The sequence below is a fragment of the Lacticaseibacillus parakribbianus genome (assembly GCF_025490915.1).
Classification (GTDB): Bacteria; Bacillota; Bacilli; order Lactobacillales; family Lactobacillaceae; genus Lacticaseibacillus; species Lacticaseibacillus parakribbianus.
In genome coordinates, this window is the sequence record NZ_JANQBA010000001.1 from 416,805 (window position 1) to 437,180 (window position 20,376).

General features: G+C 64.5%; 20 protein-coding genes. 3 read left to right on the forward strand and 17 right to left on the reverse strand.

The window, feature by feature from the left end; genetic code table 11:
* Window positions 1-206: 206 nt before the first annotated feature.
* A complete protein-coding gene (locus tag NUH19_RS01985; protein ID WP_262314872.1) occupies window positions 207-944 on the reverse strand; it encodes an MBL fold metallo-hydrolase in 738 nt (245 codons plus the stop codon).
* Window positions 945-1,003: 59 nt separating this feature from the next.
* On the opposite strand from NUH19_RS01985, the gene NUH19_RS01990 reads away from it, so the two are divergent.
* The gene (locus NUH19_RS01990) at window positions 1,004-1,582 is read left to right on the forward strand and encodes an antibiotic biosynthesis monooxygenase family protein (protein WP_262314873.1); all 579 of its coding nucleotides are present in this window, start codon (window positions 1,004-1,006) and stop codon (window positions 1,580-1,582) included.
* Here NUH19_RS01990 and NUH19_RS01995 read toward each other — a convergent pair whose 3' ends face one another.
* Both NUH19_RS01995 and NUH19_RS02000 read right to left on the reverse strand, forming a co-directional pair.
* Window positions 1,583-3,595, reverse strand: coding sequence for an FtsX-like permease family protein (locus tag NUH19_RS01995; RefSeq protein WP_262314874.1), 2,013 nt, complete (start codon window positions 3,593-3,595; stop codon window positions 1,583-1,585).
* A complete protein-coding gene (locus NUH19_RS02000) occupies window positions 3,573-4,349 on the reverse strand; it encodes an ABC transporter ATP-binding protein (protein ID WP_262314875.1) in 777 nt (258 codons plus the stop codon). Before NUH19_RS02000 ends, NUH19_RS01995 begins: the two co-directional genes overlap by 23 nt.
* 106 nt (window positions 4,350-4,455) lie before the next feature.
* Between NUH19_RS02000 and NUH19_RS02005 the strand changes: the two genes are divergently transcribed.
* Entirely contained in the window at window positions 4,456-5,130 is a 675-nt protein-coding gene (locus NUH19_RS02005) for a response regulator transcription factor (protein WP_262314876.1), read from the forward strand.
* Window positions 5,131-5,143: 13 nt separating this feature from the next.
* Window positions 5,144-6,196, forward strand: coding sequence for a sensor histidine kinase (locus tag NUH19_RS02010; RefSeq protein WP_262314877.1), 1,053 nt, complete (start codon window positions 5,144-5,146; stop codon window positions 6,194-6,196).
* Between the two features lie 107 nt (window positions 6,197-6,303).
* Here the strand turns inward: NUH19_RS02010 and nrdG are convergent, their stop codons facing one another.
* The 14 genes from nrdG to NUH19_RS02080 all read right to left on the reverse strand — a co-directional run bounded on the left by nrdG (window position 6,304) and on the right by NUH19_RS02080 (window position 20,073).
* On the reverse strand, window positions 6,304-6,846 hold the full coding sequence (gene nrdG, locus NUH19_RS02015; protein ID WP_262314906.1) for an anaerobic ribonucleoside-triphosphate reductase activating protein: 543 nt from the start codon (window positions 6,844-6,846) through the stop codon (window positions 6,304-6,306).
* A 179-nt stretch (window positions 6,847-7,025) separates the two neighbouring features.
* Complete coding sequence (gene purD, locus NUH19_RS02020; protein ID WP_262314878.1) at window positions 7,026-8,276, reverse strand: phosphoribosylamine--glycine ligase; 1,251 nt, start codon at window positions 8,274-8,276, stop codon at window positions 7,026-7,028.
* A 21-nt stretch (window positions 8,277-8,297) separates the two neighbouring features.
* On the reverse strand, window positions 8,298-9,818 hold the full coding sequence (gene purH / locus NUH19_RS02025; RefSeq protein WP_262314879.1) for a bifunctional phosphoribosylaminoimidazolecarboxamide formyltransferase/IMP cyclohydrolase: 1,521 nt from the start codon (window positions 9,816-9,818) through the stop codon (window positions 8,298-8,300).
* A gap of 1 nt (window position 9,819) precedes the next feature.
* Entirely contained in the window at window positions 9,820-10,386 is a 567-nt protein-coding gene (gene purN, locus NUH19_RS02030; RefSeq protein WP_262314880.1) for a phosphoribosylglycinamide formyltransferase, read from the reverse strand.
* Entirely contained in the window at window positions 10,383-11,387 is a 1,005-nt protein-coding gene (gene purM, locus NUH19_RS02035; RefSeq protein ID WP_262314881.1) for a phosphoribosylformylglycinamidine cyclo-ligase, read from the reverse strand. The genes purN and purM overlap by 4 nt, the downstream gene beginning before the upstream one ends.
* On the reverse strand, window positions 11,384-12,847 hold the full coding sequence (purF, locus tag NUH19_RS02040; RefSeq protein WP_262314882.1) for an amidophosphoribosyltransferase: 1,464 nt from the start codon (window positions 12,845-12,847) through the stop codon (window positions 11,384-11,386). Before purF ends, purM begins: the two co-directional genes overlap by 4 nt.
* Window positions 12,832-15,036, reverse strand: a complete 2,205-nt coding sequence (gene purL / locus NUH19_RS02045; protein ID WP_262314883.1) for a phosphoribosylformylglycinamidine synthase subunit PurL — start codon at window positions 15,034-15,036, stop codon at window positions 12,832-12,834. Before purL ends, purF begins: the two co-directional genes overlap by 16 nt.
* The gene (gene purQ / locus NUH19_RS02050; protein ID WP_262314884.1) at window positions 15,020-15,706 is read right to left on the reverse strand and encodes a phosphoribosylformylglycinamidine synthase subunit PurQ; all 687 of its coding nucleotides are present in this window, start codon (window positions 15,704-15,706) and stop codon (window positions 15,020-15,022) included. The genes purL and purQ overlap by 17 nt, the downstream gene beginning before the upstream one ends.
* Window positions 15,703-15,957 carry a phosphoribosylformylglycinamidine synthase subunit PurS gene (gene purS / locus NUH19_RS02055; RefSeq protein WP_262314885.1) on the reverse strand — a complete coding sequence of 85 codons (255 nt, stop codon included), beginning with the start codon at window positions 15,955-15,957 and terminating at the stop codon, window positions 15,703-15,705. Before purS ends, purQ begins: the two co-directional genes overlap by 4 nt.
* Complete coding sequence (gene purC, locus NUH19_RS02060) at window positions 15,950-16,666, reverse strand: phosphoribosylaminoimidazolesuccinocarboxamide synthase (protein WP_262314886.1); 717 nt, start codon at window positions 16,664-16,666, stop codon at window positions 15,950-15,952. Before purC ends, purS begins: the two co-directional genes overlap by 8 nt.
* Complete coding sequence (gene purK, locus NUH19_RS02065) at window positions 16,656-17,783, reverse strand: 5-(carboxyamino)imidazole ribonucleotide synthase (RefSeq protein WP_262314887.1); 1,128 nt, start codon at window positions 17,781-17,783, stop codon at window positions 16,656-16,658. Before purK ends, purC begins: the two co-directional genes overlap by 11 nt.
* Complete coding sequence (gene purE / locus NUH19_RS02070; protein ID WP_262314888.1) at window positions 17,776-18,261, reverse strand: 5-(carboxyamino)imidazole ribonucleotide mutase; 486 nt, start codon at window positions 18,259-18,261, stop codon at window positions 17,776-17,778. The genes purK and purE overlap by 8 nt, the downstream gene beginning before the upstream one ends.
* Window positions 18,262-18,453: 192 nt before the next feature.
* Window positions 18,454-19,320, reverse strand: a complete 867-nt coding sequence (locus NUH19_RS02075; RefSeq protein ID WP_262314889.1) for an ROK family protein — start codon at window positions 19,318-19,320, stop codon at window positions 18,454-18,456.
* 120 nt (window positions 19,321-19,440) lie between these two features.
* A complete protein-coding gene (locus NUH19_RS02080) occupies window positions 19,441-20,073 on the reverse strand; it encodes a hypothetical protein (RefSeq protein WP_262314890.1) in 633 nt (210 codons plus the stop codon).
* Window positions 20,074-20,376 lie beyond the last annotated feature (303 nt).

Below are 20,376 nucleotides of genomic sequence, written 5' to 3' on the forward strand. Positions count from 1 at the left end.
CTTGTCTACCCGTTAATTATAAAGGATTGAAGTAAGCGTAAACAATCACATTTGAAAAATTATTTTTGTGGGAAGCTGCTCGCACAGTCGTTCGTCCCGGCAATCGTCGCCGCGACGATCGCCGGTCGGATCGGGTGAAACACTGGCGAGGCCCGGCGTCTTGCCACCCCACCCGTCTCGCCTAAAACCGAAAAATAATTTTCAGCTTAAATGTGTATTACTTTTTTGGTTGAGGCCAGTGATGTCGGCACCGCACCGGCCGCCGCCTGGGCCTCGGCCAGAAGTTTTGGCAGCGCCACTTGCTGCGGCAGGTGCGTCAACAGCAGCGCCTTGGCCCCGGCGGCCTGGGCCAGCTCGCCGGCCTGCGTGGCCGTCAGGTGCCACAGCGGGGCGGGATGAGCGGCGAGGAAATTGGTGTCGGCCATCAGCAGATCGGCGCCTTGGGCGAAGGGCGCAAGCGCCGGGAAGGCCCGGGTGTCCGACGTGTTGACCAGCACTTTGCCCGTGGTGGTTTCGCGGATTCGCACCGCAAAGGCCGGCACCGGGTGCTCGGTTTCCAGGAAGGTCAGCTCAAGCGGCCCGAGGTGAAGCGTGGTGTCTGCCGTGTAGCCGACCCCGCGGGTGAAGCCGCCGAAGGTCAAGGCCGCGAAGTTCAAGGGGTCCTTGGTGTGACCGTATATCGGCAGCGGCAGCGTTTTTTGGTCGTCTTGGTGCAGCTGGTAGTAGTACTGCAGCACCCCGACGTCGGCGGCGTGGTCGTGGTGGTAGTGGGTCAGCAACACCCCGTCCAGCTGCTCGGGCGGACAAACCTGCTCAAGCGCCAGCAACGCGCCGCTGCCGCAGTCCATCAGCAGGCGGTAGTCCCCGCTTTCGACCAGGTAGGCGCTGGTGCCCACCCCGTGGTCGGGGTAGCCCCCGTAATAACCCAAAATTGTTAATTTCATCGGTTCAATTTCCCCTTTCCGGAATGAAAGCGTGTTAGACTTGGTTTGGAGGTGGTCTCATGACCAATAAAGTACAAATGACACTGGGGACACGATATTACCTAAAGCGTTTGCTGCGGCAAAACCCGCAGCACATGCTGCTGCTGGACGGCCTGGTGCAGGGCCAAAGCGGCGCGTTGCTGGACCCAAGCGGCACCGCCCACTTCGCCGCGCCGATGCGCGGCACGGTGCTGGCTCGGCAAGGCGCGTTGCCCGAAACCGGCTACGTTCACGTCGCCTACTTTCGCCTGAGCAAGGATGACGCGCCGATTTTTGCCGCCGAAGCCCGCAAGCTCGTCGAGCAGTCCGACCGCCTGAGCGGCCTTGAGGGCATGTGGCTGCTCCAGACCCAAAGCAAGATTCTCGAATTCGTGCTGCTTTCGGCCTGGCAGCGGCGCCTCGACGTGTTCGCCGCCAAGGGAACACCGCTGTACGCGCCGCTGACCCCGTTCATCAAGCTAGCCGGCCAGGGCCTGGGTTACCACGAGGCGGCCTACCGCATCAGCGACCCCAACGCCACGGCGCCGGACTTTGACGAGCACGAGGACAAGCGGCCGCTGACGCTGGCAGACCTGTTCAAAAAGACGCCAACCGCCTGATCAGCGGCGCGAGTCTGACGCAAGCAGCGACAGCCGCACCGTCAGGCCGGCGAAGGCCAGGTAGACGCCGGCGAACACCGCGATGACCAGCGCCACCATGCCCACGCCGGGGTCGTCCAGCATGATGCCGATCAGCCGCACGACCAAGCTGGTGTTGACGGTGCCAAAGGCCAGCGGCAAGAGGAACACCGTCAGCGTCTCAAGCCACAGCACCCGGCGCAGGCTCGCCTCGGGCATCCCCAGCTGGCGCAGCGTCGCGCTGGCGCTTTCGGTTTGGGTCTGAACCAGCAGCTGCTTCATCAGCAAGATGCTGGCGGTGGCGACCAGGAACACGAAGCCGGTCAAGACCGCAATGAAGAGCCCCAGCCCAAAGGTCGCGTTCATCACCTTGACCATCGGCCGCCTCAAGTTTACCGCACTGCGCGAGAGTTGCGCGGCCTCTTTGGCCGTCTTGCTTTGGCGCAGTGCTTTTTTGCCCTTCAAGGCCGCTTGGTCAAAGGAGACGTAATCCGCCGGGTCGGCCGAATCAAGCGCCGCCAGGAAGTGCCCCACTGCGGCCTCGTGCCGCAGCGCATAGCCGTGCAACACGTCCTGGGGGGCCGCTAAGGCGTCGTAAACGGCATCGGTCACCACCAGGGCCCGGTCGAAGTAGGCGTCGGCCCCCAGCGGGTAGCGGCTGGTGAACTGGGTGACCGTAAGCGCCGTGTTGGTGCGGGAAAGCCGCACCCGCCAGCCCGAGCGGTGCTTCAGCCAGGTGTTTTGCATCAGGGCCCGGCCGTAAACGACCAGCAGCGCCTGGTCACCGCTCAAGGCGACGTTCGGCAGGTCCGGCTGGTCGCGCTGCACCCGGCGGTAGGCGCTTTGGGCGATTACGTTGTAAATCGTGCGGTCGCCGTCCGGATCGGCCGCGCTGGCCAGTTGGCCGGCGGCAAGCTTCGTGTCAAGCGTCACGTGCCGCTGCACCCAGCCTGGCTGCAGCTTTTTCATGAAGGCGGTGCGGCCGTGGGTGGACACCACCGCGTCCATGGCGATCGACTGCTGCACGGTCGCCTGGCTGAACTGGTACAGCATCGCCCCGGAACCCAGCACCGTCATGGTCAGCGTCGCCAGCATCGTGGTCAAAAACAGCGACTGACTGTTGTTGCGCAGCCGCCGACGCAGATCCACCAGCGCCAAAAGCGCGGTGGCGCGGCGCTTGAGCCGCGTCTGGCTCAGCGCTGCGACCACCACCGGCAGCGTGTGGCGAAACATCATGGCGGTGCCGGCAAGCCCCGCCATGATGATGCCACCCCACAGCAGAAAGAGGCTTCGCGCGTCGTTCAGCCGGTACGTCCAGCCGATCAGGTTGTAGGCGCCGATATGCGCCGCCATCAGCAGCGCCGCCCCGAGCAGCGCCCACACCACGCGCCACCCGGTCAAAGGCTCAAGTGTTGGGTTCTGACCGGCTCGCCACAGCGGTCGCTTCAGGGGGCTGGCGGTGACGTACAGCGCGTTGATGACCCCGAGCACGAGGTAGACGAGCGCAAACAGCGCGACCAGCTCGAGGGCCGCACGCGGCGACCACAACAGCCCGGTGGTGATGCCAAGCCCCATCAGCCGCACCAACCCCATCACGAAGAACTTGGACAACAATACCCCAAGTGTCAGCCCGACGCCAAGCGCCACCGCCCCCTGGATCAGGGCCTGCACGACAAGGCTGACTCCCACCCGGCGGGCCGACAGCCCCAACAGGCGGTAAACCCCGATTTCGCGGTCGCGCCGGGCCACCAGCACCGCGTTCATGTAAAGCAGAAACACGATGGTGAACAGCAAGATCACGACGACGGTGAACACCAAAAAGGCCGGCACCATGTCCGGTGTCAAGGCGCCGGCGTCCAACCGCGCCATCAGCCGCTGGTCTTCGGTCATCGCAAGCACCGCGTAAAGCACCGCGATGATGGCCCCGGCCATCAGGGCGAACAGCCAGGTGGTGGTGGCGTGGCGCCTCAAGTCACGTCCGATCAACTGCCGCACGGTGCCGCCCTCCCCCATTGATGGTCGCTTCCATGTCGATGATGCTATTGAAGAACTGCTGCCGGCTGCCGCGCCTTGTCACCTCGGCGAAGTAGGCCCCGTCGCGGATGAAAATAATCCGGTTGCAAAAACTTGCGGTGAAGGCGTCGTGGGTCACCATCAGGATGGTCACGTCCTCCTCGAGGTTCAGCTTGGTCAGGTACTGCAACAGCTCCGTGGCCGCCATCGAATCCAAGCTGCCGGTCGGCTCGTCCGCCAGAATCAAGCTGGGCTTGCCCAAAACCGCCCGGGCCGCCGTCACCCGCTGGCGCTGGCCGGCAGAAAGCTGATCCGGGTAGCGTCCGAGCAGCCGCGTCAGCCCCAGGGTGTCGGCAATGTGGGCCAGCCGGGCATCGAGGTCCTTAGGCCGCGGCGGCACGAAGGTCTGCGGCAGCGTGATGTTATCGGCCACCGTCAAATCGGGCAGTAGGTTGAACTCCTGAAAGATAAAGCCGAGCTGCTCGCGGCGGTAGGCAGCCATCGCAGACTCGCTCATGGTCGCAAGCTCGGCGCCGGCCACCCAGACGCTGCCGCTGGTCGGGGTGTCAATGGTCGCCAGCAGGTTCAACAGCGTGGACTTGCCGGCACCGCTGGGCCCCATGATGCCGACGAACTCCCCGGCATCGATGCCAAAGCTCAGGTCGTTGAGGGCCGCCACTCGGTTGAACCGGTGGCCGTAGATTTTACTGAGGTGTTCCACACGCACGACTCGCATAAGCGCTCCCTTCACCGCCTGCGACGAATGCAGGCGTCCCCCTCATTTTACCAGACTTGTTTGAAACATGTTTTACCAGTAACATGGAGGTAATCGGAGGTAGCCAATGTTTAAAATCATGATTGTGGAGGACGACCACACCATTTCTGAGCTCATCGCCAACGCCTTGACGAAGTGGCAGTTTGAGGCCGTCACGGTCACCGACTTCAACACCGTCGGGGCGCAATTCGCCGCGGCCAAGCCGGACCTTGTGCTGCTCGACATCAACCTGCCGGTCTACGACGGGTACTACTGGGTCCAGCAGATCCGCGCGACCAGCCAGGTGCCGGTGATTTTCATCTCCAGCCGCAACACCAACATGGACATGGTGATGGCGATGAACCTCGGGGCCGACGACTTCGTCAACAAGCCCTTTGCCATCGAGGTGCTGATTGCCAAGATCAACGCCCTGCTGCGCCGCACCTACAACTACGGCGATGCCGCCGGCGACGCCTTGACCCACAACGGGCTGACCCTCAGCCTGCAAAACGGCATGGCCGCGGTCGGCGACGTGCAGATCAACCTGTCCAAAAACGAGTACAAGCTGCTGCAGATTCTGATGCGGGCCCATGGCACCACGGTCAGCCGCTCCCGGCTGCTCAAGGACCTGTGGCAAGACGAGCGGTTCGTCGACGACAACACCCTGACGGTCAACATCAACCGGCTGCGCCGCAAGATTGCCGACGCGGGGCTGCCGGATTACATCGAAACCAAGGTCGGCCAGGGCTACATCGTCCCTTAACAAGGAGGTCAACATGCGCGATTACTTGCAAGACCACGTCGGGCAGCTCCTGTTGTTTGTGCTGGGCCTAATCCTCTTTTGCTTTGGCATCTGGCTGGATCCCGGCCAGCGGGTGAACGCCAGCACCTTGGTCTACATGGCGGCGTTGGCCCTGCTCGCCGCCGCCTTTGCGGTGTGGTGGCAGGCGCGGCGCGAGCGGCGCTTCAAGCGCCAGCTGGAGGACCGCGCGGCCGCCGGTCAAAACGCCTTGGACTGGCCGCTGCCGGCCGCCAGCAACCGGCGCGAGCAGGCGGTGGTGACGGCCTACAACCACGTGCTGCAGGCGCATCTGCAGGACCGCTCGGCGCTTTTGGCCGCCCAGGCGGATCAAAAGGCCTTCATCGACTCCTGGGTTCACGAGATCAAGGTGCCACTGGCCGCCAGCACCCTGCTGGTCGACAGCCTGGATGGCCAGGCCCCGGAGCAGCCGCTGGACGACATGGCCCTGCAGCTGGACGCAATCGACCACTACGTCGAGCAGGTGCTTTACTACTCGCGCCTCGACAGCTTCTCCAAGGACTACCTGCTGCGCGAGTACCGGCTGCGCCCGGTGCTGGACGCGGCGATTGTCGCCCAGCGCAACAGCTTCATCGCCCGTCACATCAGCTTTGAGGCCCAAGGCGACGCGACGGTGGTGACCGACAGCAAGTGGCTGGGCTTCATTCTCGCCCAGATCATCTCCAACGCCTTGAAGTACACGGCGCCGGGCGGCAAGCTGGTGGCGACCATCGCGGCCGGCAACGACGCGGTCACCCTGGCCCTGCAAGACACCGGCATCGGCATCCCCCAAGACGAACTGCACCGCGTGTTTGAAAAAGGGTTCACCGGCACCAACGGCCGCAACGCCAACCAAAAGTCCACGGGCCTGGGCCTGTACTTGGCCGCCCAGCTGAGCGAGAAGCTGGGCCACCACCTGACCATCACCTCGACGGTCGGCACCGGCACCACGGTGACGCTCCACTTCCCCCACCTGGCCTACTACGGCGAAAGCGGCAGCACCCTGACCAAGCCCCAGCTGAAACATTGACCGGCAGTCAAAACCCGGCCCCTTCGTCCAAGCACGACGAAGGGGCCGGGTTTTTGACTGCCGCTGACGCGAGGAACCCGCAAGCCGCTCGGGCCGCCTGGGAGCGGTCAGCGAACCAGCCGCGGCCAGATTTTGACGGTGCCGGCCGCAAGCGACGCCGGCACATCGATGATGCGCTGGTTGCTGCTGCCGCGAAACTGCAGGGTCAGATCCTTTTGGGCCTCAAGGAAGCGGCCGTCGACCAGAATGTCCAGCAGGCCCAGCAGCGCCAGCTTGTCTGGCGAATCCTGCAACAGCTCGTCCCACTTGTAGCCGGTCCAGCTCCAAATATCCTTGGTGTGGCCGAACTCTGCTCGCACCCGGCGGCACAGCTGCAAGCACACCGCGGTGTTCAAGAACGGCTCGCCGCCCAAAAGCGTCAGCCCTTGCACGTAGCTTTGGCCGAGGTCTGAGATGATGCGATCCTCCAGCTCCTGGGTGTAGGGGCTGCCGTAGTGAAAGTTTTGGGCAACCTTGTTGTAGCAACCCGGGCAGGCGAACTTGCAGCCCGACACGTAGATGCTGCAACGCACCCCTTCACCGTCGACGAAGGTGAAAGGCTTGTAGCTGGCGACGTAGCCCTGCGACCAGTCGGAGGCCAGCCACTCCATCGGCTTGGGATCATTCGGTAATGTTTTGGGCACAGCACTCACTCCATTTCTGAGTACCATGCTACCACAGATTCACCGCAAGATGTAGTCTTGACCGCCTCGCAGGTACAAAATGTGGGGGCTGACACACAAAACCGGGTGGCCCCTCGCCACCCGGTTGCGGAATCAAAAATCAAGGCTCACGCCGTGCCCGACACGTGGCGGCCCTTGTCGCCGATGTCTTGGCGCATCGCCAGCTGGCCCAAGAGCGGGGCCAGCCGGGCGTAAGCCTGAAGCTGGGCGGCCGCCAGCGTTTGGCCGGCCCCAATCACGGTGAACACCCGGCCACCGGCGGTTTCAAGCGCGTTGGCGGTGCCGCTCACCCCGGCCGGTAGCCAGTAATCAAGCGCCGCGGCACTGGGCGTCACCACCGGCAGGGCCGCGCTGACGTCGCCCGGGTAGGCCGGATGGACGGCGACCACGCCGCAGTAAGTACGACCGTCGAGCTTAAGCGGCTGGTCGCTGCCGGCCAGGAGGTCTTGGGTCAGCGCGTAAAAATCGTTTTGGACCTGCGGCAGCAGCACCTGCGTCTCGGGGTCGCCGAACCGCACGTTGTACTCCAGCAGCTTGGGGCCGGCGGCCGTGAACATCAGCCCTAGGTAGATCACGCCGCAGCCGCTCAGGCCGTCTTCGACCATCCCGGCCAGCGTTGCGTCAACCAGCGCCGTCGCCTGCTCGTGCTGGGCGGCGGTGAACTGCGGGGCCGGGCTGATCGCACCCATGCCGCCGGTGTTGGGGCCGGCGTCACCGGCGAACCGGCGCTTGTGGTCCTGGGCCAGTGGGAACAAGACGCGCGTTCGGCCGTTGAACATCGCCAGCACCGACGCCTCCTGCCCCGCCAGGTAATCCTCGATGAGCACGGGCTTGTCGCCACCGGCCAACGCGTGGGTCAGGGCCGCCACGGCGGCCGCTTCGGTCTCACACACTACGACGCCCTTGCCGGCCGCCAGCCCGTCGGCCTTGATCACCACCGGCAAGGCGTGTTTGGCAATCGCCGCCTGGCCGGCCGCCAGATCCGCCACGACGGTCGCCTTGGCGGTTGGCAGGTGGTGCCGGGCCATGAAGGCCTTGGCGAACTGCTTGGAGCTCTCAAGTCGCGCCAGGGCCTGAGTCGGTCCAAACACCGGGAGTCCGGCGGCCTCAAAGGCGTCGACGAGGCCGGCGGCCAACGGCTGCTCCGGGCCGACGAAGGTCAGCGACACATGCGCCTTGGCAAAGGCAATCAGCGCGTCGAAGGCCATGACGTCGATGGCCACCGGCGTCAGCCCGATCAGTGCCATGCCGGGATTGCCCGGGGCCACGTAGACTTGAGCGACTTGAGGCGAGGCGAGGTACGCACGACCGAGGGCGGCCTCACGCGCCCCGGCTCCGATGACTAATACGTTGACCATGTTTGCCCGTCCCCTTTCGCCTTAGTGCCTGAAGTGCCGCACCCCGGTCACCACCATCGCGATGCCGTATGTGTCGGCCGCATCGATCGAGTCCTGGTCGCGAATCGAGCCGCCGGGCTGAATGATCGCGCGGATGCCGTGCTTGGCGGCGTATTCCACGCAGTCGGCCATCGGGAAGAACGCGTCCGAGGCCAGCACGGCGCCGGCGAAGTTCGCGTTACCCTGTGCCTGCTTCAGCGCGATTTCAACGGAGCCGATGCGGTTCATCTGCCCGGCCCCGATGCCGAGCGTCTGGCCGTCTTTGACCACGACGATGGCGTTGGACTTCACGTGTTTGACCACCTGCTGGCCAAACAAGAGGGCCCTCAGCTGCTCGGGCGTTGGCGCCACCTTGGTCACCACGGTCACGTCGTCTGGCCCCTCAACCGCGGCGTCGGTGGTTTGCAAAAGCACCCCGCCGAGCACCGGCGTGGCTTCGATGTGAGCCGGCTCCGGCGCGGCCAGCTGAACGGTCATCACGCGTAGGTTCTTCTTTTTGCTGAGCACCGCCAAGGCGTCGGGGTCAAAGGCCGGTGCCATCACGATTTCCAGGAACAGCGCGTGCATTTTGGTCGCCGTCGCCAAGTCGACGGTGCGGTTCAAGGCGATGATGCCGCCGAAAATCGAGGTGGGATCCGCCGCGTAGGCCTTGTCCCAGGCCGCCTCGATCGTATCGGCCACCCCGATGCCGCAGGGGTTCATGTGCTTGACCGCCACCACCGCCGGCGCCTGGTACTCGTTGAGCATCGCCAGGGCCGCGTCGGCGTCGCGGATGTTGTTGTAAGACAAGGCCTTGCCGTGCAACTGCACCGCGTTCACCAGCGATTCCTTCGGCGCGTTCGGTGCCGCGTAAAAGGCGGCCTGCTGGTGGCTGTTTTCCCCGTAGCGCAGGTCCTCGAGCTTGCGGTAAGTCGGAGTGTACAGGGTCGGGAACGGCTCCGGGTTCAGGTAGGCGGCAATCTGGGCGTCGTAGGCCGCCGTCACCGCAAAGACCTTGGCGGCAAGTTGGGCACGCAATTCGGCGTCTTGGGCGTCGAGCCCGGCCAACACCGCCGGGTAATCCGCGGGATCCACCACGGCCCAGACGCTGTCGCTGTTCTTGGCCGCCGCGCGTAAGGCGCTCGGGCCGCCGATGTCGATCTGCTCGATGGCTTGCTCACGCGTCACGCCGGGCCGCTGGATGGTCTCGGCAAAGGGGTACAAGTTGACGCAGACCACGTCGATCGGCGTGATGTCATGCTCGACCAAGGCCGCCATGTGGGTTGCCGAGTCGCGCTTGGCCAGAATGCCGGCGTGAATCTTTGGGTGGAGCGTCTTGACCCGGCCGTCAAGCATTTCGGGGAAGCCGGTGACGTCTTCAACGGCGGTCACGGCAAGTCCGGCGTCGGTCAGCGCCCGCTTGGTGCCGCCCGTGGACACCAGGGCGAAGCCGCGGTCTAGCAGGCCCTGGGCGAAGGTCACCAGGCCGGTTTTGTCGGAAACACTGAGTAAGGCTCGTTTCAATTCAAATCGCTCCTTTTAAAATGAGTTGGTCAACAGTCCGCGGCAGCAGGTCGTGCTCCACCGCGTGGATTCGCGCCTCCAGGTGAGCCAGCGACTCCCCAACGGCTATCGCCACCGGCGCCTGGGCGATAATGCGGCCCGAGTCGATGCCGGCGTCAACGTAATGCACGGTCACGCCGGTCACCTTCACGCCGTAGCGCCAAGCGTCCTCGATGCCGGTGCGGCCGGGAAAGCTCGGCAACAGCGCCGGGTGGAGGTTAATGATGCGGTCGGGAAAGGCCGCCAGCAGCGTCGGGCCGACGATGCGCATGAAGCCGGCCAGCACCACCAGGTCGGCGGCCGGCAGCCGCGCAAGCAGCGCCTGCTCGGCTGCCGCCTTGCTCGCGTAGGCCCGGTAGTCGATGGTGATCACCGGAATGCCCAGCGCCTGGGCCCGGCCGATCACCGCGGCCTGGGGCTTATCACAAACTAAGGCGCCGATGGCGACGTCCGACCGAGTCCGCAGGTGATCCGCCAGCGCCTGAAAGTTGCTGCCGGTGCCTGAGGCAAAGACTATCAGCTTTTTCATGCGGTCCACGTCACTCCCTGGCCGTCGCGCGGCACCACGCGCCCAATGGTCACTGCATGGGGCAGCCGGGCCAGCACGGTCTTCGCGTCTTTTGGCGCCACCGCCAGCACCATGCCGATGCCCAAGTTGAAGGTGCGGCGCATCTCCGCCAGGCTGAGTGAGCCGGCCTCTTGAAGCCGCGAGAACAGCTCCGGCCACTGCCAGGCGCCGGCCGCGATGGCGGCGGCCAGGTGGCTGGGCAGCATTCGCGGCACGTTGTCGGTGAAGCCGCCGCCGGTGATGTGGGCGGCGCCGTGGATCAGTCCGGCGGCGATCAGCGGCCAGACGTCTTGGACGTAGATCTTGGTCGGGGCCAACAGCGCCGCGGTCATCTCCCGCCCGTCGCTCAGCGGCAGGTTGCCCAGGTTGGTCTCCGCCAGAAGCTCACGCACCAGCGAGAAGCCGTTGCTGTGAACGCCGCTGGACGGCAGACCGATCAGGACGTCGCCGGCCGCGACTTGGCTCGGTAGCAGCCGGCCGGCGCTGGCCAGGCCGACGGCAAAACCGGCGAGATCGTAGTGCTGCTGGGGGTACATCCCCGGCATCTCGGCGGTTTCGCCACCGATCAGGGCCATGCCGGCCTGGCTGCAACCATAGGCGATGCCCCGCACAATGGTTTCGACCCGCTCGGGCAGCAAGGCGTCGGTGGCCAGGTAATCAAGGAAAAACAGCGGCTTGGCGCCGTTGGCCAGCAGGTCGTTGGCGACCATCGCCACCAGGTCGATGCCGATGGTGTCGTGCGACTCACACTGCAGCGCCAGCAGCAGCTTGGTGCCGACCCCGTCGGTGGCCGTCACCAGCACCGGCTCCGGCACGGTCGGCAGCCGGTAAGCGGCGGCAAAGCCGCCGATGTTGGCCAAGACGTTGTCATTTTGCGTGGCCTTGGCCAGCGGGGCGATGCGGCGGACCACCTCGGCCCCGGCGTCGATGTTGACGCCGGCGTGACGGTAATCGATGCTCATGCAAAAACCTCCTTCACGTTGATCGAAAGGTGCGTCAACTCTTTGGCCAAGTTGGCGGCGTAATCGTCCAGCCCGGTTGGGTACTCGCCAGTGAAGTACGCGACGCACAGGCCGCCGTTCGGCGCGTCAGTCGGCAGCGCCACGCTTTCAACCAGTCCGGCCACCGACAGGAACCCGAGCGAATCCACCCCCAGCACCTGCTTCATCTCGGCGACGCTGTGGTTGGCCGCGAACAGCTCCTTGGTGGACTGAATGTCGATGCCGTAAAAGCACGGGAAGCGCAGCGGCGGGCTGGCGATGCGCAGGTGAACCGCGGTTGCCCCGGCGTCCTTGAGCAGCTGCACCAGCTGAATCGCGGTGGTGCCGCGAACGATCGAGTCATCGACCAGCACGACGGACTTCCCGGCCACCACCGCCCGGACCGCCGACAGCTTTAGCCGAACGCTGCGTTCCCGCAGCGCCTGGGTCGGCTGAATGAAAGTCCGCGCGACGTACTGGCTTTTGACCAGTCCCAGCTCGTAGGGAATGCCGCTTTCCCTGGCGTAACCGATGGCAGCCGACAAAGAGGAGTTCGGCACCCCGACGACGATGTCGCCTTGCGCCGGCTGCTCCCGCGCCAGGCGCCGCCCCATCGCGACTCTGGCCTGATGCACGTTGACGCCGTGAATCTCGGAGTCCGGCCGGGCGAAGTAGATGTACTCCATCGAGCACACCGCAAGCTGCGTGTGGTCCGTGTAGGGCTCGGTGGTCCAGCCGGCATCGGTGATGGTGACCAGCTCACCGGGCTGCACGTCCTGCAGGAACTCGGCCCCCACCGCCGTCAACGCCGCGGTTTCGGAGCAGACAATCACGCCGCCATCAAGCCGGCGACCGATGACCAGCGGCCGAAAGCCGTTGGGATCCACCGCCGCGTACATCGCCTGTTCAGTCAGCAGTACGAAGGCGAAGCCGCCGTGAACCCGGTTAAGGGCGTCTTTGAGCTGCTCTTTGACCGTGCTGGCGGGGCTTCTGCGCAGCAGGTGCATCAGCACCTCGGTGTCCGAGGTCGACTGAAAAATGGCCCCATCGGCCTCAAGCGCCGCTCGCAGGCTCTGGGCGTTGGTCAGGTTGCCGTTATGGGCCAGCGCCATCGCGGTGTCGGAAAAGCGAAACAGCAGCGGCTGAATGTTCTCGAGAATCGCGCCGCCGGCCGTCGCGTATCGCACTTGACCCAGCGCGGCGGTGCCGGCCAGCTGCTTGAGGTCGGCCGGATCGGCGAACACCTCGGACACCAGGCCAAAGCCATAGTGGCGCCGCAACCCGGCCGGGGTTTTGCCGACGATGCCGGCGCCTTCCTGGCCGCGGTGCTGCAAGGTGTGAAGCCCCAGGTGGGTGATGGCCGCGGCGTGGGGATCGCCCCAAATGCCAAAGACGCCGCATTCCTCGTTCAGGCTCTTGACTTCGGTCACTTCAGCTGGCATGCAAGTCCCTCCAAGTTGAGTTGTTTCAAGGCCGCGACCGGTGCCGCCACGCGGCCGTCTAGCGCCTGCACCACCAGGTCGGCACCACCGGTGGTGCCGATGCGGGTGGCCAGCGGGCCGGCCAGCGCCTCAAAGGCGGCCTGGTGGTTTTGCGGCACCGTCACCAGGAAGCGGCCTTGGCTCTCGGCAAAGAGCTGGGCCTGCGGTAGCGCGACGTCGAGCGTCGCGCCGATGCCCGCGGGGAAGCTCATTTCGGCTAGGGCCACCAGCAACCCGCCGTCGGCCACGTCGTGCGACGCGGTGGTCAGGTGGCCGCGGATGGCGGCCAGCACCAGGTCCTGATTGCGCTTTTCGGCGACCAGGTCCAGCGGCCGCAGACTGCCGGCCACGCCGCCGGTTTCAAGCACCTGCAGCAGCGAGCCGTCAAAGTCGGCCCGCGTCTCGCCGATCAGGTAGATCCAATCAGCGCCCTGCTTGAAGCCCGGGGTACCGATGGCGGTGAGGTCTTCGATCAGTCCGACCATGCCGATCATCGGCGTCGGGTCGATGGCGACGCCCGAGGTTTCGTTGTAAAGCGAGACGTTGCCGGAAATCACCGGCGTGTTCAGCGCCTTGGTGGCCGCGACGATGCCCTTGGCGGATTCGGCCAGCTCGTAGAACATCTCGGGCTTGGTCGGGTCGCCGTAGTTCAGGCAGTCGGTGATGCCCAAAGGCTCCGCGCCAGTCGCCACCAGGTTACGGGCGGCCTCGGCCACCGTGATGGCCCCGCCGATTTCGGGATCCAAGGCCAGGTAGCGCCCATTGGAATCGGCGGTCATCGCAAGCGCCCGGTGGGTGCCGCGAACCCGCACCACCCCGGCGTCGGCGCCTGGCGCAAGCACCGTGTTGGTCTGCACCTGCGCGTCGTAGCGGCGGAAAATGCAGCGCTTGTCGGCCACGTTGGGGTCTTGAAGCAGCGCCTCCAGCGTGGCCCGGGCGTCGTCAATCACCGGCTGCCAGTGCGGCGCCGGGTCGGCTAGCCGCGCCGGCTTGCGGCTTGCTTGGTGGTAAACCGGGGCATCCGTGGTCAAGGCACTGACCGGCACGTCGCACACGACCTCGCCGCGGTGCAGCAGTCGGTAGCGGTGGCCGGACTCGACGTGGCCGCAAACCACGGCATCCAGGTCGTAGCGCTTGAACACCGCGATGATCGCGTCCTCCGCCCCGCTTTGAACGCACAGCATCATGCGCTCCTGCGACTCGCTGAGCATGATTTCAAACGGCGTCATGTTCGGCTCGCGCTGGGGAATCAAGTCGAGGTTAAGCACCATGCCGGAGTTGGCCTTACCCGCCATTTCAACCGTGGAGGACACCAGCCCAGCGGCGCCCATGTCCTGCATCCCGACCAGCTGATCTTGGTAATCGCGGGTCACCTCCAGGCAGGCGTCCATCACGAGCTTTTCCATGAACGGGTCGCCGACCTGAACCGCCGAGCGGTCGGCCGCCTCCTCCGCGGAGAACTCGGCCGAGGCGAAACTCGCGCCATTGATGCCGTCGCGGCCGGTTTTGGCCCCGACGTAGATTAAGGCGTTGCCGACGCCGGCGGCCTTCCCCTTTTGGATCTTGGCCTTGTCCATCACGCCGACGCACATCGCGTTAACCAGCGGGTTTTTCGTGTAGGCGGCGCTGAAGCGAACCTCGCCGCCGAGGTTAGGGATGCCGATCGCGTTGCCGTAATCGCCGATGCCGGCGACCACGCCGTCGATCAGCTGTTTTTGGTGCGGGTCCTGCGGGTCGCCGAAGGCCAGCGCGTCGAGCACCGCGATCGGCTTGGCCCCGATGGAGAAAATGTCGCGGATGATGCCGCCGACACCGGTCGCCGCCCCTTCGTATGGCTCAACGGCGCTCGGGTGGTTGTGGCTTTCGGCCTTAAACACCACGGCCTTGCCCTCGCCGATGTCGATCACCCCGGCACCTTCGCCGGGCCCCATCAACACCCGGTCGTTGTGGGTCCAGAAGGTTTTGAGCACGGGCTTGGAGTACTTATAGGCGCAGTGCTCGCTCCACATGCCCGATGCCAGGCCGATTTCCGTGTAAGTCGGCAGCCGACCGAGCAACGCGGCGTAACGGTCGTACTCCGCCTCGGTCAGGCCCCACTGCAAGTATGGCTTTTGTTCCTGTACCGCCTCTGGACTAAGCGTGTTGGACATGCGGTTCTCCTTTCGTTGCGGCCATCAGCGAGTCGAACACGCCCAGGCCATCGGTGCCGCCGAGCAGCGCCTCCACCGCCCGTTCCGGGTGCGGCATCATGCCCAGCACGTTGCCTTGGGCGTTCACGATGCCGGCGATGTCGTTAAGGCTACCGTTGGGGTTATCGGCGTAGCGAAACACCACCTGGTGGTTGGCCTCAAGCGCGGCTAGCGTGGCCGGGTCGGCGTAGTAATTGCCTTCCCCGTGAGCAATCGGTAGCGTGATGGTGGCGCCATCAGCGTAGGCGTTGGAAAAGGCCGTCTCGGCGTTGGCCACGACTAGCGGCGCCTGGGCGCAGCGAAACTCAAGTGAGGTGTTGGCCTGCAAGGCGCCGGGCAACAACCCCGCCTCGGTCAGGATCTGAAAGCCATTGCAGATGCCGATCACGTAGCCGCCGGCCGCGGCAAAGTCCCGCACGGCGGCCATGATCGGCGCAAACTTGGCGATCGCACCGCTTCTCAGGTAATCCCCGTAAGAGAAGCCGCCGGGCAACAGCACCAGGTCAAAGCCGTCAAGCGTCGTGGCCGAGGCCAAGACCTTGGTCGCGGCTTGGTGACAAACCGTCTCAAGCGCCCAGATCAAGTCGTCGTCGCAGTTGGAGCCGGGAAAGCTGACCACCGCCGCCTTCATGCCGTCACCGCCTGCACCGTGTAGCGGTAACTTTCCATGTTCACGTTGGCGAGCATCTGGTCGCAGATCGCATCAACCTGGGCCTCGGCCGCCGCCTGATCGGCCGCCGTCAGGGTGAGGACAAAGTGCTTGCCCACCACCACGCTTTGGACGTTGGTCTGGCCCAGGCGCTGCAAGGTGTTTTGAATCACCGCGGCCTTGGGGTCCAGAACGCTTGGCTTGTAGCTCACATCGATTTCGGCTTTATACATGTTGGGCTCCTTTCAGGCGGTCCAAAACGGTTTGGTAAACGGGCTGCAGCGGCCCGAGGTCCTTGCGAAACACATCCTTGTCCAGCGACTGGCCGGTCGCCTGGTCCACCAGGCGGAAGTTGTCGGGTGACAGCTCGTCGGCAAGGATCAGGGTGCCGTCCGGCAGGGTGCCGAACTCCAGCTTGAAGTCGACCAAGTCGATGCCGATCCCATCGAATCGCGCCGTCAGGTAGGCGTTGACCGCGTCGCTTTGGCGGTGCATCTCGGCAATCGTCGCCGCGTCGGCCAGGCCCAGGGCGATCGCCTGCTCCGAGTTGATGAACGGGTCGTCCAACGCGTCGGACTTGTAGTAAAACTCGTGAACCGCCGGGCGCAGCGGCAACAGATTGGCCGTCTGGAACTTGCGGGCGAAGCTGCCCGACGCAAAGTTTCGCACCACGGCCTCCAGCTTCACCATCTCAACGCGCCGCACCAGCATGGTGTTGGCGTCAAGCGTCTTGAGGTAATGGGTGGCAAACCCGTTGGCATTGAGCTCCTCAAAGAGCAGGCTTGAGATCTGGCGGTTCAAGGCGCCTTTGCCTTCAATCTGAACCTTCTTCTTCCCGTTCAGGGCCGTGGCCTGATCCATGTACTCGACCCACAGCACCGTCGGGTCCTCCGTCGCGTACATCTGCTTGGCCTTCCCGCTGTACAGTAACTCAGTTTTCACAATTGTCCTCCTTGAAGGCCACCGCCTTCAGTCGCGCCTCTAACGTTCCGCCACACACCGTGATATGGCCCATTTTGCGGCCGGGCCGGGCCTCTGCCTTCCCGTAATCGTGCAGGTGCCACTCCGGGTGCTTGGGCCAGGCCAGCCGCGCCGTCGCCAGGTCAGTCCCCAGCAGGTTGCGCATCACCGCCGAAGTGTTCAGCGTGATTGGCGGCAGCGGCAGGCCGCAGATGCTCAGGATGTGGGCGGCAAACTGCGACAGGTTGCAGGCCTCAATCGAGTAGTGCCCCGAGTTGTGCGGCCGCGGGGCCAGCTCGTTGACCACGATCCCGGTGGTGCTTTCAAACAGCTCGATGCCCAGCACCCCGCGCAGGTCCAGCGCGTTGGCGATGGTGGTCGCCAGCCCGTTGATCTGCTGGGCCAGGGCCGGTGCTAGTCCCGGTGCCGGCGCCAGGGTTTCGTGCAAAATGTGTTGGGCGTGGCGGTTCTCGACGATGGGGAAACACCGCACCCGGTCCGAACCGTCGCGGGTCACCATCAAGGACAGTTCGCGGCGAAACTCCAGCCGTTCCTCCAAAATGCAGGGGGTCTCGGCCGCCAGGGCCTTGGCCGCTTCCAGCTGATCGAAGCCCAAGATGTCGACTTGGCCGTGACCGTCGTAGCCGCCGGTCGCGGTTTTGAGGATGCTCGGCACCCCCACCCGGTGAATGGCCGGAATCAGGGCGGCGTCGTTCGGGACGCTGGCGAACTTGGCGGTGGGAATGCCGTGTTCCTGCAGGAAGGTTTTCTCGCTCAGCCGGTCGCGCGTGATGGCCAAGAGGCGGGTTCCCTGGGGCAGCGCGACGAAGCGTTGGGCGTCTGCCAGGGCCGCGAGGTCGACGTTTTCGAACTCGTAGGTCAGCACGTCACTGGCCCGGGCGAGCCGCTCAAGCGCCGCGGTGTCAGCAAAATCGGCGGTCACCTGAAAATCCGCCACCTGACCGGCCGGCGCTTGCGGCGTGGGGTCCAACACCCCGACCGTGTAACCCATCGCCTTGGCGGCCAGGACCAGCATCCGACCGAGCTGACCGCCGCCGACAATGCCGATGGTGGCCGGGGGCACAATCACCTTAGTCAAGAATGGCCGCCTCGCTTTCCGCCGCCGCCTGGGTCTGTGCAACCCGGAAGGCGGCCAGCCGCGCGGCCACCGCCGCGTCGGTGACGCTGAGCAGGCTGGCGGCGAACAGGGCGGCGTTCTTGGCCCCCGCCTCACCGATGGCCATGGTCGCGACCGGCACCCCGCTTGGCATCTGGACAATGGACAGCAGCGAGTCGACGCCGTTCAATGTTCGTGTTTTAATGGGAACCCCGATTACCGGCAGCGTCGTGTTGGCCGCCAGCATGCCGGGTAAATGGGCCGCCCCGCCGGCCCCAGCGATGATGGCCGAGAGTCCGGCTTCCCGCGCGTCTTGCGCGAATTGCGCCAGCGTCTCTGGCATTCGGTGGGCCGAAATCACCCGTTTGACGTAGCCAATTCCAAGCTGATCAAGCAGTGCTGCAGTCTCCTTCATGGTCGGCCAATCGGACACCGACCCCATGACAATCGCCACGGTCATAGCTGTCACCCGCTTTCATAAGTTGCCTTGAGTTTATCATGGATGGTTCGCGTTTTCAACCTTGTTTCGGAACGATTTGGTTTAATCGCGATTTTAATGTTCGTGTTTATAGTTTGACCGTCGGGTGTGGTGCCGTATCGCGACAGGTAATTGCGGGTAAAAAAAAGAGCCGATCACTCGGCTCTGCCACGCTCAGTCGGCGTAGCGCTGCTTGAAGTTGGCAATCGCACCCATCAGGTTGGCCGCTTCCAAGTACTTGCAGCTTGCGACCTGCGGGGTGACATCCGCAATCTTGACATAGGCCATCACCTGCTCGATGTGCCGACGAATACCGGGCAGCAGCGCGGGATTGCGCGAAATGCCGCCACCGATCAGGAACACCTCGGGGTCAAAGCTATACTGAAGGTTGAAAATTGCCTCGGCCAGGCTTTGGTACAAGGCCTCGGTCAGCTTAACGGCCAGCGGGTCGTGGTCATCGGCGCGGTCAAAGACGTCCTTGCCCGACAGGTTCTCCCCGCTTTCCTCGCGGTAGGCCTTGCCGACGGACACCGCCGTACCCTGCTCGCTGAGGGTGCGGCCGTTTTGCATCATGTAGCCGAACTCCCCGCCCAGCAGGTGGTGACCGTGCTCAATGTGGCCGTCGGCGATGATTGCGCCGCCGACGCCGGTGCCCAAAACCAGCACCGCCACGCGCGACTTGCCGGCCGCCGCGCCGCTGTCGACCTCGGCCAAGGCCGCGCAGTTCGCGTCGTTTTCGATTGCAACCTTCAACCCGAAGCGGCGCTCGAGCTCGGGCACGATTTCGAAGTTGTGGATGTACGGCAACGCGCTGGCGCCTTCAATCACGCCGGTCGCCTGGTTGACGGCCCCGGGTGAGGAAATCGCGACGCCGGCCAGCGGCCCCCGCTTTTTCATCTGGGCGACCTCCGTGCTGAGCAGGGTATAAAACCCCTCGAGGTCGGCCGGGGTGCCGGCGGCGTGCCGGTCCTGAAGCGCCGTGCCGTCCCAGCGGGCAAACTTGATGGTCGTCCCACCGATATCAATCACTGCTAATTCCATGTTCGTGTCCTCCTGCGTCTGATTGGTCAGCACAACTTGCGGCCGACCCCACCAATCAAGTGTAGCCCGGCCTGTATGCGCTGTCAAACGCTTTCGGCTCGCCAACCCGCAGTGTTCGCGTCAGTCGGCCATACCGCTCAGCGCCTCGATGGTGCGACGCGCCTTTTGGGAGGACGTAATCGGGTTGTGGTACAGGTAAGAGTAGTGCGGAATCACCTGCGTGGCGGCGTCAAATGGCCGCAGCGCCTGGGCAGCGGCCGTGCCCAACGCCTTGGCAACCGAGCTGTGCAACGCAATCACCACCGCGTCTTGGGGAATGCCCAGCGCATCGAGGTGCCGGTACAAGGCGGCGACGTCGGCCGGCGTGACGCGGACCTTACTCGAGTCACTCTCTTGCGTCTGCGACAAATCGGTCATGAAGGCCCCCCAAACCGGGGTGCCAGACACCACGGCGGCCAGGTTGGCGTCGTTGCTCTTGGCGGCGCCGTGGAAGTTGCTGAAGTGGCCGGCCGTGCCGGCGTTGCCCGGGTTCAGGCCAACCAGCACGTACCGCACGGCGGCCATCTTGGCCTGCCACTCGGTCGTGTTCAGTGCGTCGAGCGCGGCCAGTTCGGCGGCCGGGTAGCCCGGCTGATAGGCCGCCTTGAAGGCCGCGTTACGCGCGACCTGGGTGGTCAAGTCGGTGCCGGCCGGCGGGGTCGGCCAAATGGCAAAAGAGTCCTCTTGGTTAAAACGCTTGATGAAGTCTGACATGTGATGGTCCTTTCCGGTTGCGCGGCAACCATGCGATGTGCGTCTCTGTTCATGATTTAGAATACCGGTCCTGTGTGACATGAGGTGTCGCAAGTTTGCATATTTTGGGGGTAGTCGGTGAGAATTGAAAAATCCGGCGGCGGGTACCCGGCGCCGGACGCAGCGAGGCCACCGTCACATGTAAGCACCCAATAACAGACCGGATATGATTGCCCCTTGCCGGGCAGTATGATTGCCTCATCAAATCTAAATTGGTGAGGTAATTTTATGGATGAGAAACCTGAGATTGTTCGGATCAAATTA

Coding starts and splice junctions, on each gene's coding strand:
- purD (WP_262314878.1), bottom strand. CDS start 8,276: ATGGTCAACGTATTAGTCATCGGAGCCGGGGCGCGTGAGGCCGCCCTC.
- purN (WP_262314880.1), bottom strand. CDS start 10,386: ATGAAAAAGCTGATAGTCTTTGCCTCAGGCACCGGCAGCAACTTTCAG.
- purQ (WP_262314884.1), bottom strand. CDS start 15,706: ATGAAGGCGGCGGTGGTCAGCTTTCCCGGCTCCAACTGCGACGACGAC.
- NUH19_RS02080 (WP_262314890.1), bottom strand. CDS start 20,073: ATGTCAGACTTCATCAAGCGTTTTAACCAAGAGGACTCTTTTGCCATT.
- NUH19_RS02000 (WP_262314875.1), bottom strand. CDS start 4,349: ATGCGAGTCGTGCGTGTGGAACACCTCAGTAAAATCTACGGCCACCGG.
- purE (WP_262314888.1), bottom strand. CDS start 18,261: ATGACCGTGGCGATTGTCATGGGGTCGGTGTCCGATTGGCCGACCATG.
- nrdG (WP_262314906.1), bottom strand. CDS start 6,846: ATGGAGTGGCTGGCCTCCGACTGGTCGCAGGGCTACGTCGCCAGCTAC.
- purL (WP_262314883.1), bottom strand. CDS start 15,036: ATGTCCAACACGCTTAGTCCAGAGGCGGTACAGGAACAAAAGCCATAC.
- NUH19_RS02005 (WP_262314876.1), top strand. CDS start 4,456: ATGTTTAAAATCATGATTGTGGAGGACGACCACACCATTTCTGAGCTC.
- purM (WP_262314881.1), bottom strand. CDS start 11,387: ATGAGCATCGATTACCGTCACGCCGGCGTCAACATCGACGCCGGGGCC.
- NUH19_RS01990 (WP_262314873.1), top strand. CDS start 1,004: ATGACCAATAAAGTACAAATGACACTGGGGACACGATATTACCTAAAG.
- purF (WP_262314882.1), bottom strand. CDS start 12,847: ATGCCAGCTGAAGTGACCGAAGTCAAGAGCCTGAACGAGGAATGCGGC.
- NUH19_RS02010 (WP_262314877.1), top strand. CDS start 5,144: ATGCGCGATTACTTGCAAGACCACGTCGGGCAGCTCCTGTTGTTTGTG.
- NUH19_RS01985 (WP_262314872.1), bottom strand. CDS start 944: ATGAAATTAACAATTTTGGGTTATTACGGGGGCTACCCCGACCACGGG.
- NUH19_RS02075 (WP_262314889.1), bottom strand. CDS start 19,320: ATGGAATTAGCAGTGATTGATATCGGTGGGACGACCATCAAGTTTGCC.
- purS (WP_262314885.1), bottom strand. CDS start 15,957: ATGTATAAAGCCGAAATCGATGTGAGCTACAAGCCAAGCGTTCTGGAC.